The organism is Streptomyces sp. AHU1 (assembly GCF_045343905.1).
GTDB lineage: Bacteria > Actinomycetota > Actinomycetes > Streptomycetales > Streptomycetaceae > Streptomyces > Streptomyces triticiradicis.
In genome coordinates, this window is sequence record NZ_CP174283.1 from 5653242 (window position 1) to 5671235 (window position 17994).

At 72.5% G+C, this 17994-nt stretch carries 15 protein-coding genes; 7 read left to right on the forward strand and 8 right to left on the reverse strand.

What is annotated here, in order from left to right; translation table 11 throughout:
- Positions 1–36: 36 nt before the first annotated feature.
- The 6 genes from ACICHK_RS25315 to ACICHK_RS25340 form a co-directional block, all read right to left on the reverse strand.
- On the reverse strand, positions 37–645 hold the full coding sequence (locus tag ACICHK_RS25315; RefSeq protein WP_406838681.1) for a hypothetical protein: 609 nt from the start codon (positions 643–645) through the stop codon (positions 37–39).
- Positions 632–2176, reverse strand: a complete 1545-nt coding sequence (locus ACICHK_RS25320; RefSeq protein ID WP_406838682.1) for a substrate-binding and vWA domain-containing protein — start codon at positions 2174–2176, stop codon at positions 632–634. Before ACICHK_RS25320 ends, ACICHK_RS25315 begins: the two co-directional genes overlap by 14 nt.
- Complete coding sequence (locus ACICHK_RS25325) at positions 2173–3345, reverse strand: toxic anion resistance protein (protein ID WP_406838683.1); 1173 nt, start codon at positions 3343–3345, stop codon at positions 2173–2175. Before ACICHK_RS25325 ends, ACICHK_RS25320 begins: the two co-directional genes overlap by 4 nt.
- A complete protein-coding gene (locus ACICHK_RS25330) occupies positions 3342–4433 on the reverse strand; it encodes a hypothetical protein (protein ID WP_406838684.1) in 1092 nt (363 codons plus the stop codon). The genes ACICHK_RS25325 and ACICHK_RS25330 overlap by 4 nt, the downstream gene beginning before the upstream one ends.
- Before the next feature lie 259 nt (positions 4434–4692).
- Positions 4693–5112, reverse strand: a complete 420-nt coding sequence (locus ACICHK_RS25335; protein WP_406838685.1) for a hypothetical protein — start codon at positions 5110–5112, stop codon at positions 4693–4695.
- Positions 5113–5235: 123 nt separating this feature from the next.
- Positions 5236–6447, reverse strand: a complete 1212-nt coding sequence (locus ACICHK_RS25340) for a pyridoxal phosphate-dependent aminotransferase (protein WP_151469947.1) — start codon at positions 6445–6447, stop codon at positions 5236–5238.
- Positions 6448–6764: 317 nt separating this feature from the next.
- Between ACICHK_RS25340 and ACICHK_RS25345 the strand changes: the two genes are divergently transcribed.
- From ACICHK_RS25345 to ACICHK_RS25355, 3 genes are all read left to right on the forward strand, one after another.
- The gene (locus tag ACICHK_RS25345) at positions 6765–8036 is read left to right on the forward strand and encodes an RNA-guided endonuclease InsQ/TnpB family protein (RefSeq protein ID WP_406838686.1); all 1272 of its coding nucleotides are present in this window, start codon (positions 6765–6767) and stop codon (positions 8034–8036) included.
- Between the two features lie 123 nt (positions 8037–8159).
- Positions 8160–8801, forward strand: coding sequence for a hypothetical protein (locus ACICHK_RS25350; RefSeq protein WP_406838687.1), 642 nt, complete (start codon positions 8160–8162; stop codon positions 8799–8801).
- Positions 8802–9638: 837 nt separating this feature from the next.
- Positions 9639–10541 carry a serine protease gene (locus ACICHK_RS25355; RefSeq protein WP_406838688.1) on the forward strand — a complete coding sequence of 301 codons (903 nt, stop codon included), beginning with the start codon at positions 9639–9641 and terminating at the stop codon, positions 10539–10541.
- 20 nt (positions 10542–10561) lie between these two features.
- On the opposite strand, the gene ACICHK_RS25360 is transcribed toward ACICHK_RS25355, so the two are convergent.
- Positions 10562–12190, reverse strand: a complete 1629-nt coding sequence (locus tag ACICHK_RS25360; protein ID WP_406838689.1) for an amidohydrolase family protein — start codon at positions 12188–12190, stop codon at positions 10562–10564.
- Between the two features lie 71 nt (positions 12191–12261).
- The gene (locus tag ACICHK_RS25365) at positions 12262–13539 is read right to left on the reverse strand and encodes an alanine racemase (protein ID WP_406838690.1); all 1278 of its coding nucleotides are present in this window, start codon (positions 13537–13539) and stop codon (positions 12262–12264) included.
- Positions 13540–13815: 276 nt separating this feature from the next.
- Here ACICHK_RS25365 and ACICHK_RS25370 point away from each other — a divergent pair, with 276 nt between their 5' ends.
- The 4 genes from ACICHK_RS25370 (at position 13816) to ACICHK_RS25385 (ending at position 17951) form a co-directional block, all read left to right on the forward strand.
- Positions 13816–15003, forward strand: a complete 1188-nt coding sequence (locus ACICHK_RS25370) for a sugar kinase (RefSeq protein ID WP_406841318.1) — start codon at positions 13816–13818, stop codon at positions 15001–15003.
- Positions 15000–15767, forward strand: coding sequence for an IclR family transcriptional regulator (locus ACICHK_RS25375; protein WP_406838691.1), 768 nt, complete (start codon positions 15000–15002; stop codon positions 15765–15767). Before ACICHK_RS25370 ends, ACICHK_RS25375 begins: the two co-directional genes overlap by 4 nt.
- Before the next feature lie 7 nt (positions 15768–15774).
- The gene (locus tag ACICHK_RS25380) at positions 15775–16185 is read left to right on the forward strand and encodes a RidA family protein (RefSeq protein ID WP_406838692.1); all 411 of its coding nucleotides are present in this window, start codon (positions 15775–15777) and stop codon (positions 16183–16185) included.
- A 182-nt stretch (positions 16186–16367) separates the two neighbouring features.
- Positions 16368–17951: a GntP family permease gene (locus tag ACICHK_RS25385; RefSeq protein WP_406838693.1), complete on the forward strand. Its 1584-nt coding sequence runs from the start codon at positions 16368–16370 to the stop codon at positions 17949–17951.
- Positions 17952–17994: the final 43 nt, after the last annotated feature.

Sequence of the window (17994 nt, forward strand, 5' to 3'; positions counted from 1 at the left end):
CCGCGGGCGGCCCGGGCCGTCGTGAGCAGCCCGCGGTCACTGGGAGCGGCCGCGGTCCTCCAGATAGCGCGTGTGGGACTCCTGGCGACGCGCCTCCGTCTCCCGCAGCGCCGCCGCGAGCCGGTCCGACTCCTCCTGCAGCACGGTGAGCTGACGCTCCAGATGGCGTTCGGGCGGTTCGGTGCCGGGGGCCAGCCGGGTCCACCAACGGGTGCGGACGAAGGTGTCGACCGCCTCGGGGATGTCCTGCCGCACGGCACGGGAGAGGGCGTGCACGCCCTCGGGATCCTGGGCGAGGATCTCGGCGACCCAGCCCGGGTCGAGCAGGGCGGTGAGCACCTCGGTCAGCTCGGTGAGCCGGCCGGCCGCCGCCGGGGGCAGCTCGACGCCGTCCAGGTACTCCCGCAGCTTGCCGAAGTCGACGCGCAGTTCGGCCAGTTGGGCGGAGGGGTCCGGGAAGTCGGGCGGGGCGGGGCGTTCCGGCGGTGCGATCAGCGCGCCCGCGCCGTACAGACCCGCGACGACGACCGGCCAGTACGGGCCCGCCAGTCCGGTGAAGGTCAGCGCGAGTCCGGCGATCCCGCACGCGCTGCCGGTGAGGTTCTTGCGCGATTCGAGGAAGCCGAGGAGCTTACTGGTAGCCACGGATCTCCTCGAAGGCGCCGTCCAGCGAGCCCTTCCGGGCGTCGAAGAGACGGCCGCCGGTCAGGTCGGCGATGTGCTGGAGCTCGTCGCGGTCGGAGTCGCCGAACAGGATGGGGAAGACCGGGATCTCCCGCTGCCCGCCGGGCAGCCGGCCGTAGAAGCCGTCGAAGTCGGAGGGGCTCGCGCCCTTGGTGTTCTCGCCGTCCGTCATCAGCACGATCGAGGTGAACGTGTCGTCGTCGGAGCCCAGGTGCTCGTACGCCTTCTCCAGCGAGGTGTAGATCGCGGTGTCGCCGTCGGCGCTCAGCGACCGGGTGTCCTCGCGGATGGCGTCGAGCCCGGCCTTCGGGTCCTCCGGGCGGACCACGTGGGTGCGGACGCTCTTGACCCGGGAGTCGAACGGCATGAGCGTCACCTCCTCGCGGTCGCGGAAGTCGCCGGTCAGATCGCCGAGGGACTTCTTGAGCCGGTCGAGGCGGTCGCCCTCCATCGAGCCCGAGGTGTCGAGGACGTACACCGTCCGGGACGGCCGGCGCAGCTCGTTCTCGTAGGAGTCGAGGAGCCGGTCGGCGACGGACCTGCTTCCGGGGAAGGGGAGTTCACGCCGTCGTCCGGTGTCGAGTCCGGCCGCCGGGGGGACGGAGGCGACGATCGGCCGGCGGTGCGTCCGCTCGGTGATCAGCTTCTGGGCGGCGGGCGCGCGCAGCGCCTCGGCGAGGCGCCGGACGTCGTCGCGGGTGTCCTTGGAGGAGGCGGCGAGGGAGGAGAGCGGGTAGTCGGCCGTCACGACGCCGTCGCGCGGGCGGATGACCGTCAGTCCCTTCACGCCCTTGAGGACGGACTCGTAGTTGAGCAGGGCGTCCACGGTGCCGCGGCGCCGGTAGGCGGTGGCGAGCCAGCCCGACGAACCCGATGTGAGCTTCTGTCCCTCGAAGAACTCGCGCAGTCGCGGTGTCGCCTCGGCGACGTCCGCGTCCGTGAGCGCCGACTGGGCGCCGGACAGTGCGGAGGCCACCGAGACCAGCGTGGAGAAGCCGGAGTTGGAGCGCGCCGGGTCGGTCATGCCGTACGTGAGCCTTCCGTCCGCGACGGCCTGCTCCACCTGCTTCCAGGTGACGTCGTCCGGTGTCCAGCCGAGGGCCCGTACGGTGGCGGGCTTGACGCCGATGGCCACCGGGCTCGACATGACGGGCGTCTCCGAGACGACCTTCTTCGCCGCTTCGGGACGCAGGTGCAGGTAGTCGTCGGAGGAGAGCCACAGGGCGTCGTACCGGTGGTCCGAGGCGCCCCGCGCGATCAGGTCCACGGCGGCGAGGGTGCCCATGTAGGTGGGCCGGACCGTGATGCCGGTGTCCTTCCGGATCTGTTCGAGCACCGGCTCCATGTCGCCGAGTTCGTTGGAGGCGAGGACGCGCAGGGTGCCGGGCCGCGGCTTCCCGTCGTCCCCGGACTTCGCGTCCTCGTGGGCCGTGCAGGCCGTGACGGCGAGCAGGGCCGCGACGGCACCGGCCGCGAGGCGGAGGGTTCTCATCCGTTCCCGCCTTCCAGGGCGCTCCGGGTGCGGCTGCGCTCCAGATGGGCTCCGGCGCTCTGGAGCTCGGAGGTCAGGGACTCCACCGTCGCGGCCATCGTCTCGGTCGCCCGGGCCTTGTACGTGTCGATGGCGTCGAGGGTGCGGTAGATCTCCTGGAAGGCGGTGCGCAGGGTCTCGGCGCCGACGGCCGGGTCGGCGGCGATGCGCTGGATCTCCCCGCTCTGGGTGGAGAGCATCTCGGCGTTGCCGCGGATCAGGTCCTCCGTCGTGCCGCGCAGGGCGTTGACCTGCTCGACGACCTTGCGCTGGTTGTCGAGCGCCGAGGCGAGCATGACGGAGATGCGCAGCGCGGAGACCGTGGTGGTGGCCGCGCGGTCGACGCCCTTGATGAGTTCGTCGTTGTTGCGCCGGACCACGTCCATCGCCAGATAGCCCTGGGCGCACACCGCGAGCTGGGTGAGCAGGTCCTGGTGCTTCTGCCGGACCGGGAAGAGGACGTCGGAGCGGAGCGTGTCGGCCCCCGCGGGGTCGGCGGCGTCGACGCCCGCGATGTGGTTCTCCACCGCGGTGTCCAGGGCCTGGGTGAGCACCACGTACTCCTGGAGCTTGCCCATCGTCTCCCAGAGGCGCACGCGTTCGGTCTGGAGTGCCGCGTTGTCCCGGCGCAGTTCGTCCTGCCCGCCGCGCAGCGAACCGACGATCCTGTTCAACGTGCCTTGCGCCGACGCGTACTTGGCGACGTGGTCGCGCAGCTTGTTGCCGCCCGGCAGCCGGGACAGGAACTTCCTGCCCTTGCTCGCGGACAGGTCGCGCGGGTCCAGGTCCTCGACCACGCGCCGGAGTTCGACGAGCGAGCCCGCGACGTGCGACTGCGCGTCCTCGCCCTTGGAGGGCAGGCTGCGGATCGTCCGCTCCAGCATGCGGTTGGACTGGGCGGCGGCGCCGCGCATCTCGCTCGCGCCCAGACCGGCGATCTCCCCGACCTTGCCGGCGAACTCGGGGGAGCGGGCGTCCAGGACGGCGAGTCCGTCGACGTACTCCGCGGCCCTGCGCGCCATTTCGTCCTGCACCCCCGGGTCGACGGGGACGAGCCCGCCCGCCTTCTCGCGGGGCACGGGGGCCACGGCCTCGGGCGGCGTGAGGGTGAACGTCTCTTCTGTGCTCATGTGTGCTCTTCCCCCTGGTTCCCGGCCCGGCGCGCCATCTCGTGCAGCACCTTGTAGGCGGGCACGGGCGCCTGCCGGACGCCGGTCAGCTTCTGGTTGAGATAGGTGGCACGGTCGGCGGTGGCCGCCGTGAACTCGTCGGTCGCGCCCTGCGGCCGGAACCCGTGCCGCACGGCCAGCTTGCGCAACACCGGGTCGGTGCTGAGGAGTTCACCCAGCGCGCGGCCCTCGGGCGTGAGCGGCACGACCGTGTGGTCGCTGTTGGCGGTGGTGTCCGGGTAGAGGACCGTGAGGTCTCCGGCGTCGTGGCCCTGGGCGAGCAGCGCGGCGACCTGTGACTCGTAGACGAGGACGAGCGGGTTGCTGGCGCCGCTGACGAAGTCGCCGAACGCGGCGTCGGTGCTGGGCTGCTGGGCGCCCTGGACGCTGATGAGCCGGTGCATCAGGGACGCCGTGCGGCCGACGGCGGCCTCGTCGGAGGCGACGCGCCCGCCGTCGGCGACGTAGGACGCGGCGGCGAGGTAGAGGGCGCCCGAGTTGGAGGTCTCCGGGTCGGTGCTGGCGATGTACAGCGTGCCGGTCAGCTCACCGTGGGCCGTGGCGCCCTTGAGCTGCTGCCAGGTCCGCTCGTGCCCGGCCGCGTCGAGGTAGGCGGCCATCTTCAGGGTGCCGGTGTTCTTGTCGAGGGTGGCCAGCCCGTTGGCGGCGAGGACCTGGGCCGCGCTGCGGTGGGCCACCACGACGAGCGGCGAGTAGAAGGGCCGGGGCAGCGGCCTGCGGACGTGGTACTTGTCCGCGAGTTCGTCGGCCGGCGCCTGGCTGGAGGGGAAGGCGAAGTCGTACTCCTTGAGGTCGAGGCCGTCCATGGCCCAGGACCCGGAGGTCTCCGTCTTCACGGTGTAGCCCTTGGCGGCGAGGGCCTTCACCACATCCGGATCCGAGAAGAACTCCGCCTTCTCCGAACCGATCATTCCGTGCACGGTCTTCGTTGCCGTGCCCTTGTCCTGACCAGTGCGGCCCGCGACGACGGCTGCTGCCACTCCGCCGATCAACAGGACCGCCAGGACGATTCCCGCGATGCGTCTCACGCCTGGAGCGTGCACCTCGGAATCCAACGTTCCCGGTCTCGGTGGGTGAACGCGGGGTGACCACCGGGTCCCGGTACGCAACCGGAGGAGGGGGTGCCGCTACGCGGGCGGCGCGGAGGCCCCGCGGGGTGGACGCGGTGGGTGTGGCGCCCGGTCCGCGCGCGCTTCGAAGGCGCGCGGACCGGGGCCGTACGGGGCCTCGGGCCCGGGGCCCGAGGGGTTCGGCCGGGTGGCCGGGGTCCGGCTCGCGGGCCGGGGGTCAGCGGGTCGCCAGCTCGCGGGATTCGGCGGCCGAGGCGTGGGCGTCCATGCGCTCGGCGGACAGGATCGCCGCGGCCGTGTCGGCGCGGGAGGCCGCGACGACCAGGGCGCGGCCCGCGAGGGCGTGGGCCCGCCGGTGGAGGGTCGCGAGGCGGGACGGGTCGGGCGCCTCGGCGGCCGGGGCGCGCAGCGGGGCGCCGCCGCGCAGCCGGGTCACCTGCTCGGTGAGCCGCTCCGCGCCGGCGTCCAGCTCGGCGGACGGGGCGAGCGCGCGGATCTCGTCCGTGACGGCGAGCAGTGCTGCGAGGTGGCCGGCGAGCTGGATGTCCAGCTCCTCCTCGCGCGACCGGTGGGGGAAGTCGGAGGAGGGGGCGCCGGCCATCGTGTGGACCGACTTGGTGCGGATCGGTTCGTACATGGGATGGCCTCCTGTGCCTGACAGGAAGCCATCCTAGCTTGGATTTCGTCTAAAGTTGAGCTGGTTCGCATATTGGGAGGTGGCGTGCACGCAGGGTGAGCGCGGGACGCGTCCCGGCGGGCGTCACGGCTGGCTGTAGCCGTCCAGGAACGAGCCGATCCGGGTCACCGCGTCCGTCAGATCCGCGACCGTCGGCAGGGTGACCACCCGGAAGTGGTCCGGCTCGGGCCAGTTGAAGCCCGTCCCCTGGACGACCATGATCTTCTCGGCCCGCAGCAGGTCGAGCACCATCTGCCGGTCGTCCTTGACCTTGAAGACCTTCGGGTCCAGGCGCGGGAAGAGGTACAGCGCCCCCTTGGGCTTCACGCAGGTCACGCCCGGGATCTGCGTCAGCAGCTCGTGCGCGACGTCCCGCTGTTCCTTCAGGCGCCCGCCCGGCAGGACCAGGTCGTCGATCGTCTGGCGCCCGCTGAGGGCCGCCACCACTCCGTGCTGCCCCGGCATGTTCGCGCACAGCCGCATGTTCGCGAGGATCGTCAGACCCTCTATGTAGGAGGCGGCACCCGCGCGCGGTCCCGAGACCGACATCCACCCGACGCGGTAGCCCGCCACCCGGTACGCCTTCGACATGCCGTTGAAGGTGAGGGTGAGCAGATCGGGGGCGATCTTGGCGGTCGCGGTGTGCGTGGCGCCGTCGTAGAGGATCTTGTCGTAGATCTCGTCGGAGCAGACCAGCAGGTTGTGCCGCCGGGCGATGTCCGTCAGCCCCCGGAGCATCGCGTCGTCGTAGACCGCGCCGGTCGGGTTGTTCGGGTTGATGATGACGATCGCCTTGGTGCGGTCGGTGATCTTCCGCTCCACGTCCGCGAGGTCGGGCATCCAGTCGGACTGCTCGTCGCAGCGGTAGTGCACGGCGGTGCCGCCGGACAGGGAGACCGCCGCGGTCCACAAGGGGTAGTCCGGGGCCGGTACGAGCACCTCGTCGCCGTCGTCCAGCAGTGCCTGCATCGCCATCACGATGAGCTCGGAGACGCCGTTGCCGATGAAGACGTGATCGACGTCCGTCTCGATGCCGAGGGTCTGGTTGTGCATCACGACCGCGCGACGGGCGGCGAGCAGGCCCTTGGCGTCGCCGTAGCCGTGCGCCGAGGAGACGTTGCGGAGGATGTCCTCGAGGATCTCGGGCGGACACTCGAACCCGAAGGCGGCCGGGTTGCCCGTGTTGAGCTTGAGGATGCGGTGTCCGGCCGCTTCGAGCCGCATCGCCTCCTCAAGAACCGGACCCCGGATCTCGTAGCAGACGTTGGCGAGCTTCGTGGACTGGATCACCTGCATATCCGTGAGCTTACGACCGCCCGACGCGCGTCGGGGGGTGTTTTTCACCACCTTGCTTTCGGACAGGGTGCCCGGCCGTTCATGGTCGGGGTGAATGCCCGCCTCCCACGGAGAGGGGCAGGGGAGGCCGAATCGCGGCCAGGGCGGTTCGGTGTCTCGGGAGGGGCGGTGGTGAGGCCGGTCTCGAGCAGGTGCAGCAACCCGGAGTGGACGGCGGCCAGCGGCCGGGCGTGTCGGCGGCAGGGGTGGTCACTCGCACGGGTGGTGTCGGTCGATGGTGTGGGCGGTCGGGGAACGTGCTGGCTAGGTTCGCGGTCATGGCACGGTTTCGGATGCATCCGACGAGTGAGCAGGCGGGCGTCATGCTCGGCCACTGCGCGCACGCCCGGTACGTCTGGAATCTGGCCGTCGAGCAGCACGCGTACTGGTACCGGGGTCGCAGGGCGGCGCCCGGTTTTGCCGAGCAGTGCCGTCAGCTCACCGAGGCCCGGCGTGACAACGCATGGCTGGCCGCCGGAAACGCGGACGTGCAGCAGCAGGCACTGAGGGACTTCGCCACGGCGAAGAACGCCGTGTTCGCCTCCGGGTTCGGTGAGCCGACCTGGCGCAGGAAGCACGTGCACGAGGGCTTTCGCGTCATCGGCACCGACCGGGTTCCGGAGTTCGAGGCGGACGGCTCACCGAAGCTCAACGCGAAGACCGGAAAGCAGGTCATGGGCCGGTCCGTGGTGGTGCAGAAGCTCAACCGGCGGTGGGCGCGGGTGAAGGTGCCCGGCTGCGGCTGGGTCCGGTTCCGGCTCAGCCGCAACGGCAAGGGCGCTGAACTGCCCAAGGCCAAGACCTTCCGCGTCACCTTCCGCAACGGCCGGTGGCACATCGCGTTCGCGGTCATCCCTGCGCCAATCGATGGGCCCGGCACGGGTGAGGTCATCGGCATCGACCGGGGCGTGAAGATCACCGCCGCCCTCTCCGACGGGCGGAAACTGAACTGCCCGCAGCTCACCGTCAAAGAACGCGCCCGGATCCGCAAACACCAGCGCCGTGCCGTCCGTGCCCCGAAGGGCAGTGAGCGCAAGGCCGCCGAGTACGCGAGGGTGGCCCGTATCAAGGCTCGTGAGGCGGACCGGCGCAGGGACTGGTGCGAGAAGACCAGCACGATGCTCGCCCGCGGCTACGACCTGGTGCGGTTCGAGAAGCTGAACATCAAGAGCATGACCGCCTCCGCGAAGGGGACGGTCGAACAGCCCGGCAGGAAGGTCGCGCAGAAGGCCGGGTTGAACCGGGCGATCCTCGCCCAGGGCTGGGGCCTGCTGCGGCGACGCACCGGGCACAAGGCCCCGGGCCGGGTCGAGGACGTGCCCGCCCCCTACACATCCCTGCGCTGCAGCAGCTGTGGCTGGATCGACAAGAACTCGCGCAAGAGCCAAGCCGAGTTCTGCTGTTCCTCCTGCGGCTTCACCTGCAACGCCGACACCAACGCAGCAGTCAACGTCGCGGCAGGGCAGGGCGGGATCCCCCGCCCCCGGCGAACAGCCGGTGCCGGAGGGGTGACAACGGCCACCGGCCGTTCGAACACCCGTGAACCTTGACCCGTGCGGGTCGGAATCCCCCTCTTTCAGGAGGGGGAGGATGTCAAGTGAGACGTGTCGGTTCCGGCAATTTTGTCCTCCGGGCTGCACCGGAGGCCCTGGTGGCCCCTACAATGCGCGATCATGTCCTGGCAGTCCGGAGACCCCGAAGCCCGGCCGACGGTGTACCTCCCGCAGAGCGACGGTGAGACGCCCTTGGCCTACGAGACGTACGCCGATCCCGCCGAGGCGCACGGCTGGCAGAAGGCGTACACGGACGGTGGGGACACCAGCGTCCTGCCCGTCGTGGCCGACGGCCCGGGGGGACGGCAGGAGCGGCGGTCGCGCCGCAGGCGGACCCGCGACAACAAACTGCCCCGGCGGCTGGCCGTGGCCGGGGGCGCCGCGGGCGTCGTCGCGCTCGGCCTGGCCTTCTCCGGGGTGTTCGACTCCGGCGCGGCCGGGGGAGCGGGCGGCACGCCCCAGCACACGACCCGGCCGGTGCACCTCCCCACCGGACCCGCCCAGGCGGACGACGACCCCACCGCGACCTCCTCCGCGCAGCCCCTCCAGGACCCGTCGGCCACCGCGTCGGCGCCCTCCGCCGGTGCGCTCACCGCCTCCCCGGGCGCGAGCGCGAGCGCCTCCGCGCCGAAGGGCGCTTCCACCGCCCCCGCGCGCTCCGCGCTGGCCACCACCGCGGCCCCTTCGACCGCCCCGACCGCCTCGGCGACGAGCGGACGCGGCCGCGGGAACGGCCACGGGCGCGGCGGCTGGTCGAACTAGTCCCTGGCCCTGGTGAGCCGGCCCCGCCGAGAGGGGGGCCGGGCACGAAGCTCTCGCCGTCGAACGGCGAGCCGGTGACCGGACCGGGGGACGGCCCGCCGGGCACCGGCCGGGCCCCCGAGGGCAGGCCGAACCGTTCCGCGACTCGCGCGCCGTGACCCCGCTCGCCCTCGCGCGGCCCGGTGGATCCCCGGCCGGCCGTTCGCCCGGCCCGCGGGGGAGTCCTGGCCGCCCCCGGTGAACCACCTGCTCGCCCACGGCCTTCTCGTACCGGAGCCGGAGCCGGAGCCGGGGCCGGGGCTAGAGCCGGGGCCGGGGCTGGAGCCGGACCGGCGGCCGGGCCCGCCGCTCGCCCGATCGGAGGCCGGAGGGACGCCTGCCCGCCGGGTTCCCGGACCGGCGCTCGCCTGGTCGGAGGCGTCCGTCCGCCGGGTTTCCGGCCCGGTGCTCGCCCGGCCGGAAGGTATCCGCCCGCCTGGTCGGAGGCGTCCGCTCGCCGGGGCCCGGTCCGCCGTTCGCCCGGTCGGAGGGGTGTCTGCCCGTCAGGTTCCCGGCCCGCGCTCGGAGTGAAGGCCTCCGCGAGCGGCGCGTCGTTCTTCCGCCGCGCGGAGGAGGCGTACGAGGTGTCCGTCGATCGGCGCCGCGGCGGGCGGTGTCCGCCCCGTCGGACGCCGCCCGTCCGCCGTCCACCGCGCCGTCAGGCCGGAAACCGCTCCTTGTTCACTTTCCCCTCCCCCATCACAATGCGCATGACAAGAGACGGCCGGAAGACCTCCGGCCGGCGGAAGGCCGCCGGACGACCTCCGGCGGCCCCAAGTCGCAAGAGGGGACCCCCACATGAGAAAGCCTCTCGTCGCCGTTCTGTTCGCCCTGGTACTGGCCGGGGCGGTCGCGGCACCCGCGGTCGCGGCACCCGCTCCCCACGCCGTACCCGCGTCCCGTCCGGCTCCCGCGCGCGTGTCGGCCCCGGCCGTCACGGCGGACACCGGGGCGGCGCCCACCCTCCAGGCCGTCAGCCTCGCCGGGACCGTCGCGCTCAGCAACTGCTCCGGTTCGGTCATCCGCTTCCCGGGCTCGGCGGACTCCGACCCGGCGCTCGTGCTCTCCAACGGGCACTGCCTGGAGACCGGTTTCCCGGACCCCGGCGAGGTGATCGTCGGTCAGTCGTCCAGCCGGACCTTCGGTCTGCTGAACTCGGCGGGCACCCGGGTCGCGACCCTGCGCGCGAGCAAGGTCGCGTACTCGACCATGACCGACACGGACATCACGATCTACCAGCTCACCAGCACGTACGCGACCATCAAGAACTCGTACGGCATCAGCGCGCTGACCGTGCAGGACACGCACCCGGTCGCCGGCACCGCCATCACCGTGGCCTCCGGCTACTGGAAGCGTCTCTACAACTGCAGCATCGACGGGTTCGTGTACCGCCTCAAGGAGGGGGACTGGACCTGGAAGGACTCGGTCCGCTACACCTCCGCCTGCCAGACGATCGGCGGCACCTCGGGCTCGCCGGTCGTCGACCGGTCCACCGGCAAGGTCGTCGCCGTCAACAACACCGGCAACGAGGACGGCGAGCGGTGCACGGTGAACAACCCGTGCGAGGTCGACGCGAACGGCACCGTCACCGTCCGCCAGGGCATCAACTACGCCGAGGAGACCTACCAGATCCCGGCCTGCTTCACGACGGGCAACAAGCTCGACCTGAGCCTGAGCGGGTGCGTCCTGCCCAAGCCGTAACACCGCGGGAGGGCGGGCGGTCACGCCGTGCGGCGGACCGCCCGTCCCGCCAGCACGTCCGTCCTGCGCCCGTCCTCGACGACGAAACGGCCGTCGATCAGGACGTGCGGGATGCCGGTCGGCAGGGTGCGCGGCGCCGCGAAGGTCGAGCCCGCCGCGACCGTCGCCGGGTCGAAGAGCACCAGGTCGGCGCGGTACCCCTCGCGGACCAGGCCGCGGTCGGGCAGCCGCAGCCGGGCGGCCGGGCGGCCGGTGAGGCGCGCGACGCACTCCTCCAGCGTCAGGACGCCCAACTCCCTTACGTAGTGGCCGAGATAGTGCGGGAAGGTGCCGTAGGCGCGCGGGTGGGGCTTGTCGCCGTGCAGGATGCCGTCCGAGCCGCCGGTGTGCACCCGGTGCCGCATGATCGTCCGGACGTTCTCCTCGTGGCCGACGTGCTGCAGGATCGTGGGGCCGAGCCGGTCCTCGACCAGCAGTCGCCGGGCGACGGTCCAGGGTTCCTCGCCGCGCAGGCCGGCCGACTCCCGGACGGTCCGGCCGACGTACGGGCCGAGTCCGGGGTCGTTCACCCCCGAGATCTCGATCGTCTCCCAGTCGACGGGCACGCCGTGGCAGCCGTCCGCGCCCACGGCCTCCAGGTGGTGCCGGACGCGCTCGGCGGTGTCGTCGTCCCGCAGCCGCGCGAGCACCGCCTCCGGTCCGCCCTCGTTCGCCCAGCTCGGCAGCAGCGCCGCGAGGGTGGTGCACCCCGGGGTGTACGGATAGGTGTCGAGGGTGATGTCGGCGCCCTCCGCCAGCGCCTCGTCCAGCAGCGCGAGGAGATCCGGTGCCTTCCCCTCGTTCACCGAGAAGTTCATGGTGGCATGGGCGAGGTGGAGCGGACAGCCGGCTTCGCGGGCGAGGGTCACCATCTCCTGGTACGCCTCCAGGGCGCCCGCCCCGTACGAGCGGTGGTGCGGGCACCAGTAGCCGCCGTGCTCCGCCACCACCCGGCACAGCGCGGTCAGTTCGGCGTCCCGGGCGTACATCCCCGGCGTGTACGTCAGCCCCGAGGACATGCCGACCGCGCCCTCGCGCAGTCCGTCCGCCACCAGTCGCCGCATCCGGTCCAGCTCCCGGGGGGTCGCCTCGCGGTCCTCCCAGCCGACGGCGAGCATGCGGACGGTGCCCTGGGGGACGAGGTAGGCGGCGTTGACCGCGATGCCCTCGCCGCCGAAGCCGTGGTCGAGACGGTCCAGGTACTCGCCCACGGAACGCCAGTCGAAGTCGACGTCGTCGCCGTGGCCGTTCCAGCCGGCGATCGTCCGGCGGACCTCGGCGAGCGTCCGGTCGTCGGCCGGCGCGTACGACAGGCCGTCCTGGCCGATCACTTCGAGGGTCACGCCCTGGGCGGCCTTCGCGCTGTGGTCCGGGTCCCGCAGCAGCGCGAGGTCGCTGTGCGCGTGCATGTCGATGAAGCCGGGGGCGAGGACGAGGCCCTCGGCGTCCATCTCCCGGGTGCCGCGCGGCCGTTGGCATCCGGCCGCCGCGGCCTCCTTGACGATCGCGACGATCCGGCCGCCCTTGACGGCCACGTCCGCGCGGTACGTCGGCGCGCCGCTGCCGTCGGCGACGTCCACGTCCTGGATGACCAGATCGGCGAGGTCCATGGGGCGTCTCCCGTGTCGTGCGGAACGGTTCTCCGGAAAGTTCTCCGAACGGTTCTCCAGAAGACGGTTCCCTAGAAGAACGTACGGATGTAGTCGACCACCGTGCCGTCCGCCTCGACCAGTGGGATCAGTTGCCACTTGTCGAAGGACGTGCACGGATGGGACAGGCCCATGCCGACCCAGTCGCCGACCTCCAGGTCCGTACCGGGAGCCGTCCGCAGCCAGGCGTGCTGGTCGGAGAGCCCGCTCACCTCGATGCCGGCCGCCGGACGCTCGGCACCGCCGCGGCGCACGACCTGGGCGAGGGGCAGGTCGAGGTCGTGGGCCGCGTCCCGCTTGCCGGCGTTGGTGAAGGCCTGCTCGGGGGAGGGCCGCGAGACGACCTGCGACCAGAGGCGGAACGCCGGGTGCAGGGCACCCTCCCCCGGGACGCGGGTGAAGGGGGTGAGCCTGCGGTAGTGGCCGTCGTCGTGCGAGACGTAGGCGCCCGAACGCAGCAGTCTCAGGACGGGGAGCGACAGCTCGGGGATCTCCGCGAAGACGTCGGCGACCGCGTCGAACCAGGCGCTGCCGCCCGCGCTGACGACGATCCTGCCGGCGTCCTCGAACCGCCCGGCGCCGTCGAAGGCCGCCGCGAGCGCGGTCAGCCGCCGCAGCCAGGCGTGCACCCGTTCCGGGTCCGCGTCCGGCACCTCGCCCTCGTACCCGGCGACGCCCACCAGCCGGAGCGTCCCGGCCGCCGCCACCGCGTCGGCGACGGCCGCGCACTCCTCCTCCGTCCGCGCTCCGGTACGGGCACCCGCGCCCGCGGCGAGTTCGACGACGACGTCCACCGGGCGGACGCTCCCGCGCAGCGCGGCGTCCATCAGCTCCACCCCGCGCACCGAGTCGACGTAACAGACGAACTCGAAGTCCGGGTCCCCGGCCAGCTCGGCGGCGATCCAGCCGAGGGCCGCCGGGTCGACGAGTTCGTTCGCGAGGAAGATCCGGTCGATGCCGAACTCCCGCGCCACCCGCACCTGGTGGGGGACCGCGAGGGTGATGCCCCAGGCGCCGTGCTCGATCTGCCGCCAGAAGAGCTGGGGCGCCATGGACGTCTTGCCGTGCGGGGCGAAGGCGAGGCCGTGCCGGGTGGCGTACGTCTCCATGAGTTCGAGGTTGTGGGCCAGGCGCTCGGCGGAGAGGGCGAGGACGGGGGTGGTGAAACCACCGGTGAAGAGGTTGCGGCGCTGGGCGGCCAGCTCGCCGACGCTCAGACCGTCGGCGTCCGGGGGCAGCCCCTTGAAACGGTGGTCGACGCGCTCCGCCGCGAGAGCGGCCAGTGGTGCGGCGGCGGTGTCGGCGCTCATGGGGTCTCCTCGGCCTGTTCGATCATGTTGCATCATGTGCAACGCTCGTTGCGCATGTCGTTTTCAGCTGTCTAACATCCCAGCCGACGCAGGGTCAACGGTGCCGTTCGCCGCCGTCGGCCGTCAGAGCGAGGAGCCCCGACCACTGTGAGCAGCAACGGACCCGCGGGTGCCGCGTCCCCCGGCAGCGACACCAGTACCGGCGACGGCACCGCTGTCGGCACCGGCAACGACACCGGCACCGGCACCGTCGACGTGGTGGCGCTCGGCGAGTCCATGATCACCTTCCTGCCCGCCCGGGCCGGGCGCCTCGCCGACGTGCCGTCGTTCGAACGGGGCATCGGAGGGGCCGAGTCGAACGTGGCGTGCGTGCTCGCCCGCGCCGGTCACTCCGTCCGCTGGGTCGGCAGGGTCGGCGCCGACGGGTTCGGCGACCACCTGGTGGAGGCGATCGCCGCGTACGGCGTCGACACCTCCGCCGTGCGCCGGGACCCCGGCCGGCCCACCGGCGTCTACTTCCGCACCGCGGGGGACCGGGCGACCGGCTCCCACGAAGTCGCCTACTACCGGGCCGGATCCGCCGCCTCGGCCATGACCACGCGGAACACGGACCTCGCCGCCGCCCGCTCGGGCCGCGTGCTCCACCTGTCCGGCATCACCGCCGCGCTCTCCGACGGCTGTCTGGCCCTGATGCGCGAGCTGACCGCACCCCGGACCGGCCGCCCCCTCGTCTCCTTCGACGTCAACCACCGTCCCGGCCTGTGGCGCGACCGGCCGGAGGGACCGCGCGTCCTGCTCGACCTCGCGCGCGGCGCCGACATCGTCTTCGTCGGCGAGGACGAGGCCCACGAGGCCTGGGGGCTGCGCGGAGCCCACGCGATCCGCGAGGCACTGCCCGAACCGGACGTCCTGGTGGTCAAGGACGGCAGCCGGGGAGCCGTCGTGTTCGCCAAGGACAGGGCCGTCGGCGCCAGGGATGCGGCCGCCGGGGGCGGAGGCGAGGCGCCGGGGAACGCCACCCGCGCGGACGGCGGAACCGCCGGGGGGCCGGGGGACGGCGGCGGGGCCACCGAGGGTGCGGCCGGGCGCGCCGGGGGCGGCACCGGGCGCGCGCAGGACACCACCGGGGGCGACACCGGGCGTGCCGAGGCCGCGGCCGGTGCCGCCGTCTTCGTCCCCGCCCTCAGGGTCGACGTCGTCGCGGCCGTCGGTGCCGGGGACGCCTTCGCCGCCGGGTTCCTCTCCGCCACCCTGCGCGGCCTCCCCGCCCGCGACCGGCTGCGGCACGGCCATCTGACGGCCGCCGCCGCGCTCACCGTCCCGGGCGACCTCGCCGACCCGCCCGCCCGGGGGCACGCCGACCGGCTCGCCGCTCTCGACGACCGTGCCTGGGAGACACTTCGTCTCGGCCCCGGCTGGACCGAAGCCGACGCACGGGCCGCGGAGGAGGTACGTACGCCATGAGCCAGACCGTCGACCGAGCGCTGAGCATCCTGCCGCTGCTCGCCGAGGGCCCCGCCGACCTCGGACAGGTCGCCGACCGCCTCGGCGTCCACAAGTCCACGGCCCTGCGCCTGCTGCGCACCCTGAACGAACACGGCCTGGTCTACCGCCAGTCCGACCAGCGCTACCGGCTCGGCGCCCGGCTCTTCGCCCTCGCCCAGGAGGCCGTCGAGAACCTCGACGTCCGCGAGATCGCCCACCCCCACCTCGTCCGCCTCAACGAGAGCTGCGGACACACCGTCCACCTCGCCGTGTACGAGGAGAACGAGGTGCTCTACATCGACAAGGTGGAGAGCCGCTATCCGGTGCGCATGTACTCGCGGATAGGGAAACCCGTCGCCATCACCGTCGCGGCGGTCGCCAAACTGCTCCTCGCCGACCTGCCCGAGGCCGAGCGCCGCGCCGTCGCCGACCGGCTCGACTACCCCCTGTACACGGCCCGTTCGACCCCCAACGCCCCCGCCTTCCTGAAGGAACTGGCCACGGTGCGCGAACAGGGCTGGGCCACCGACCTCGGAGGCCACGAGGAGTCCATCAACTGCGTCGCCGCCCCCGTCCGCGGCGCCGACGGACGCGTCGCCGCCGCCATGTCGGTCTCCGCGCCCAACGTCGTCGTCACCGCCGAGGAACTCCTCACCCTGCTCCCGCTGGTGCGCCGCACGGCCGACGCCATCAGCCGCGACTTCTCCGGCAGAGCCCCCACGAAGGAAGACCCGAAGGAATGAGCACCGCATGACCGACAAGATCGCCCTCGTCCCCGCGACCCACACCACCCCGCCCGCCCGGTTCTCGCACGGTGTGCGCAAGGGGAACATCCTCCAGGTCGCCGGACAGGTCGGCTTCCTGCCCGCCGAGGAGGGCAAGCCCCCGACGCCCGCCGGCCCGACCCTGCGCGAGCAGACCCTCCAGACGCTCGCCAACGTCAAGGCCATCCTCGAGGAGGGCGGCTCCGGCTGGGACGACGCGATGATGATCCGCGTCTACCTCACGGACACCGGCCACTTCGCCGAGATGAACGAGATCTACGACCAGTACTTCGAGGAGCAGGGTCTCACCGCGCCCCCCGCCGCCCGCACGACGGTCTACGTCGGCCTGCCGGCCGGACTCCTCGTCGAGATCGACGTCCTCGCCGTCCTCGGCTGACGTCCCTTCCGGGCCCGCGCCCGGGCGACTCCCGCGCGATCCGGGCGACTTCCGCGCGATCCGCGCACCTCCCGCACACCGTACGACGTCACGGTGCGGCACCCGCTCACCCCGGGGTGCCGCACCGCGATCCGCCCTGCCCGAAAGCCCCCACGGACCGACGAGAAAGAGGCTCCCCGACCATGTCGTCGTACCCCCTCGCAGCGACAGCCCCGGCCCCGGAGACGCCACCCCACACCGGTGGTCTCCTGCTCCTCCTCGACGGCACGGCCGGACTGCTCACGGTCGCCGCCCTCGGCATCGCCCTCCTCCTCTTCCTGATCATCAAGGTCAGGCTCCAGCCGTTCGTCGCCCTGCTGGCCGTCTCCATAGCCGTCGGCCTCGCCGCCGGACTCCCGGTCACGGAGCTGTTCGGCACGGTCCAGCGCTCCACCGCGGTGTCGGTCGTCGAGTCCGGCATGGGCGGCATCCTCGGCCATGTCGCGATCATCATCGGCCTCGGCACGATGCTCGGGGCGATCCTCGAAGTCAGCGGCGGCGCCGAGGTGCTGGCCTCCCGGCTGCTCGGCCTCTTCGGGGAGAAGCGGGCCCCGCTCGCCATGGGCCTGACCGGCCTGATCTTCGGCATCCCGGTCTTCTTCGACGTCGGCATCTTCGTCCTCGCGCCGATCGTCTACGCCGCCGCCAAGCGGTCCGGCAAGTCGATCCTCCTCTACTGTCTGCCGCTGCTCGCCGGTCTGTCGATGACCCACGCCTTCCTGCCGCCGCACCCCGGTCCGGTCGCCGCCGCGGGACTGCTGCACGTCCAGCTCGGCTGGGTGATCCTCATGGGCATCGTCTGCGGCCTCCCCGCCGTGCTGGCGGCCTGGGCCTGGTCGGCCTGGATCGGCAGGCGCGTCTTCGTCCCCGTGCCGCAGGACATGGTCGAGGCAGCGGCCGAGGCCAGACGGGCCGTCATCGAGGAACAGCGCCGTGCGGGCGCTCCCTCGCCGGACGCCTCTTCGCCGAACGCCTCCTCGCAGGAAGCCTCTTCGCAGGACGCCTCTTCGCCGGGTGGGGCCGACGGCCCGGCGGACGGGGCCGGCACCCAGGAGAAGCCGGTGCCGCTCGCCACGGTCCTCGGCATCATCGGCACGCCCCTGGTGCTCATCCTCGCGGCCACCTTCTCCTCGGTCGCCCTCGACCCCTCCACCCTCCGTTCGGTCGTCGAGTTCTTCGGCAGCCCGTTCGTCGCGCTCACCATCGCCCTGCTCCTCGCCTACTACCTGCTCGGCATCCGGCGCGGCTGGTCCCGCAAGTCCCTGGAGACGGTGTCGACTTCGTCCCTCAAGCCGGTCGGCAACATCCTGCTCGTGGTCGGTGCGGGCGGGATCTTCGGCGCCGTGCTGAAGGCCAGCGGGGTCGCCCAGGCACTGTCGGACACCTTCGACGGCGTCGGCCTCCCGGTGATCGTCCTGGCCTATCTGATCTCCCTGGTCCTGCGGGTCGCCCAGGGCTCGGCGACGGTCGCGATCGTCACCACCGCCGGCATCGTCGCGCCGCTGCTCACCGAGGGCCATCACTCCCAGGCCTTCGTCGCCCTGGTCATCATGGCGATCTCGGCCGGTTCGATCTTCGCCTCGCACGTCAACGACGGCGGTTTCTGGATGGTGGCCAAGTACTTCGGCATCAGCGAGCGCGACACCCTCAGGACCTGGACCGTCCTGGAGTCGGTGCTGTCCGTCGCCGGGTTCGCCGTGGCCGCCGTGATGAGTCTCTTCGTGTAACAGTGGCATCGCCAATTCGAGGCCGGCTGTGCCCCGCACAGGA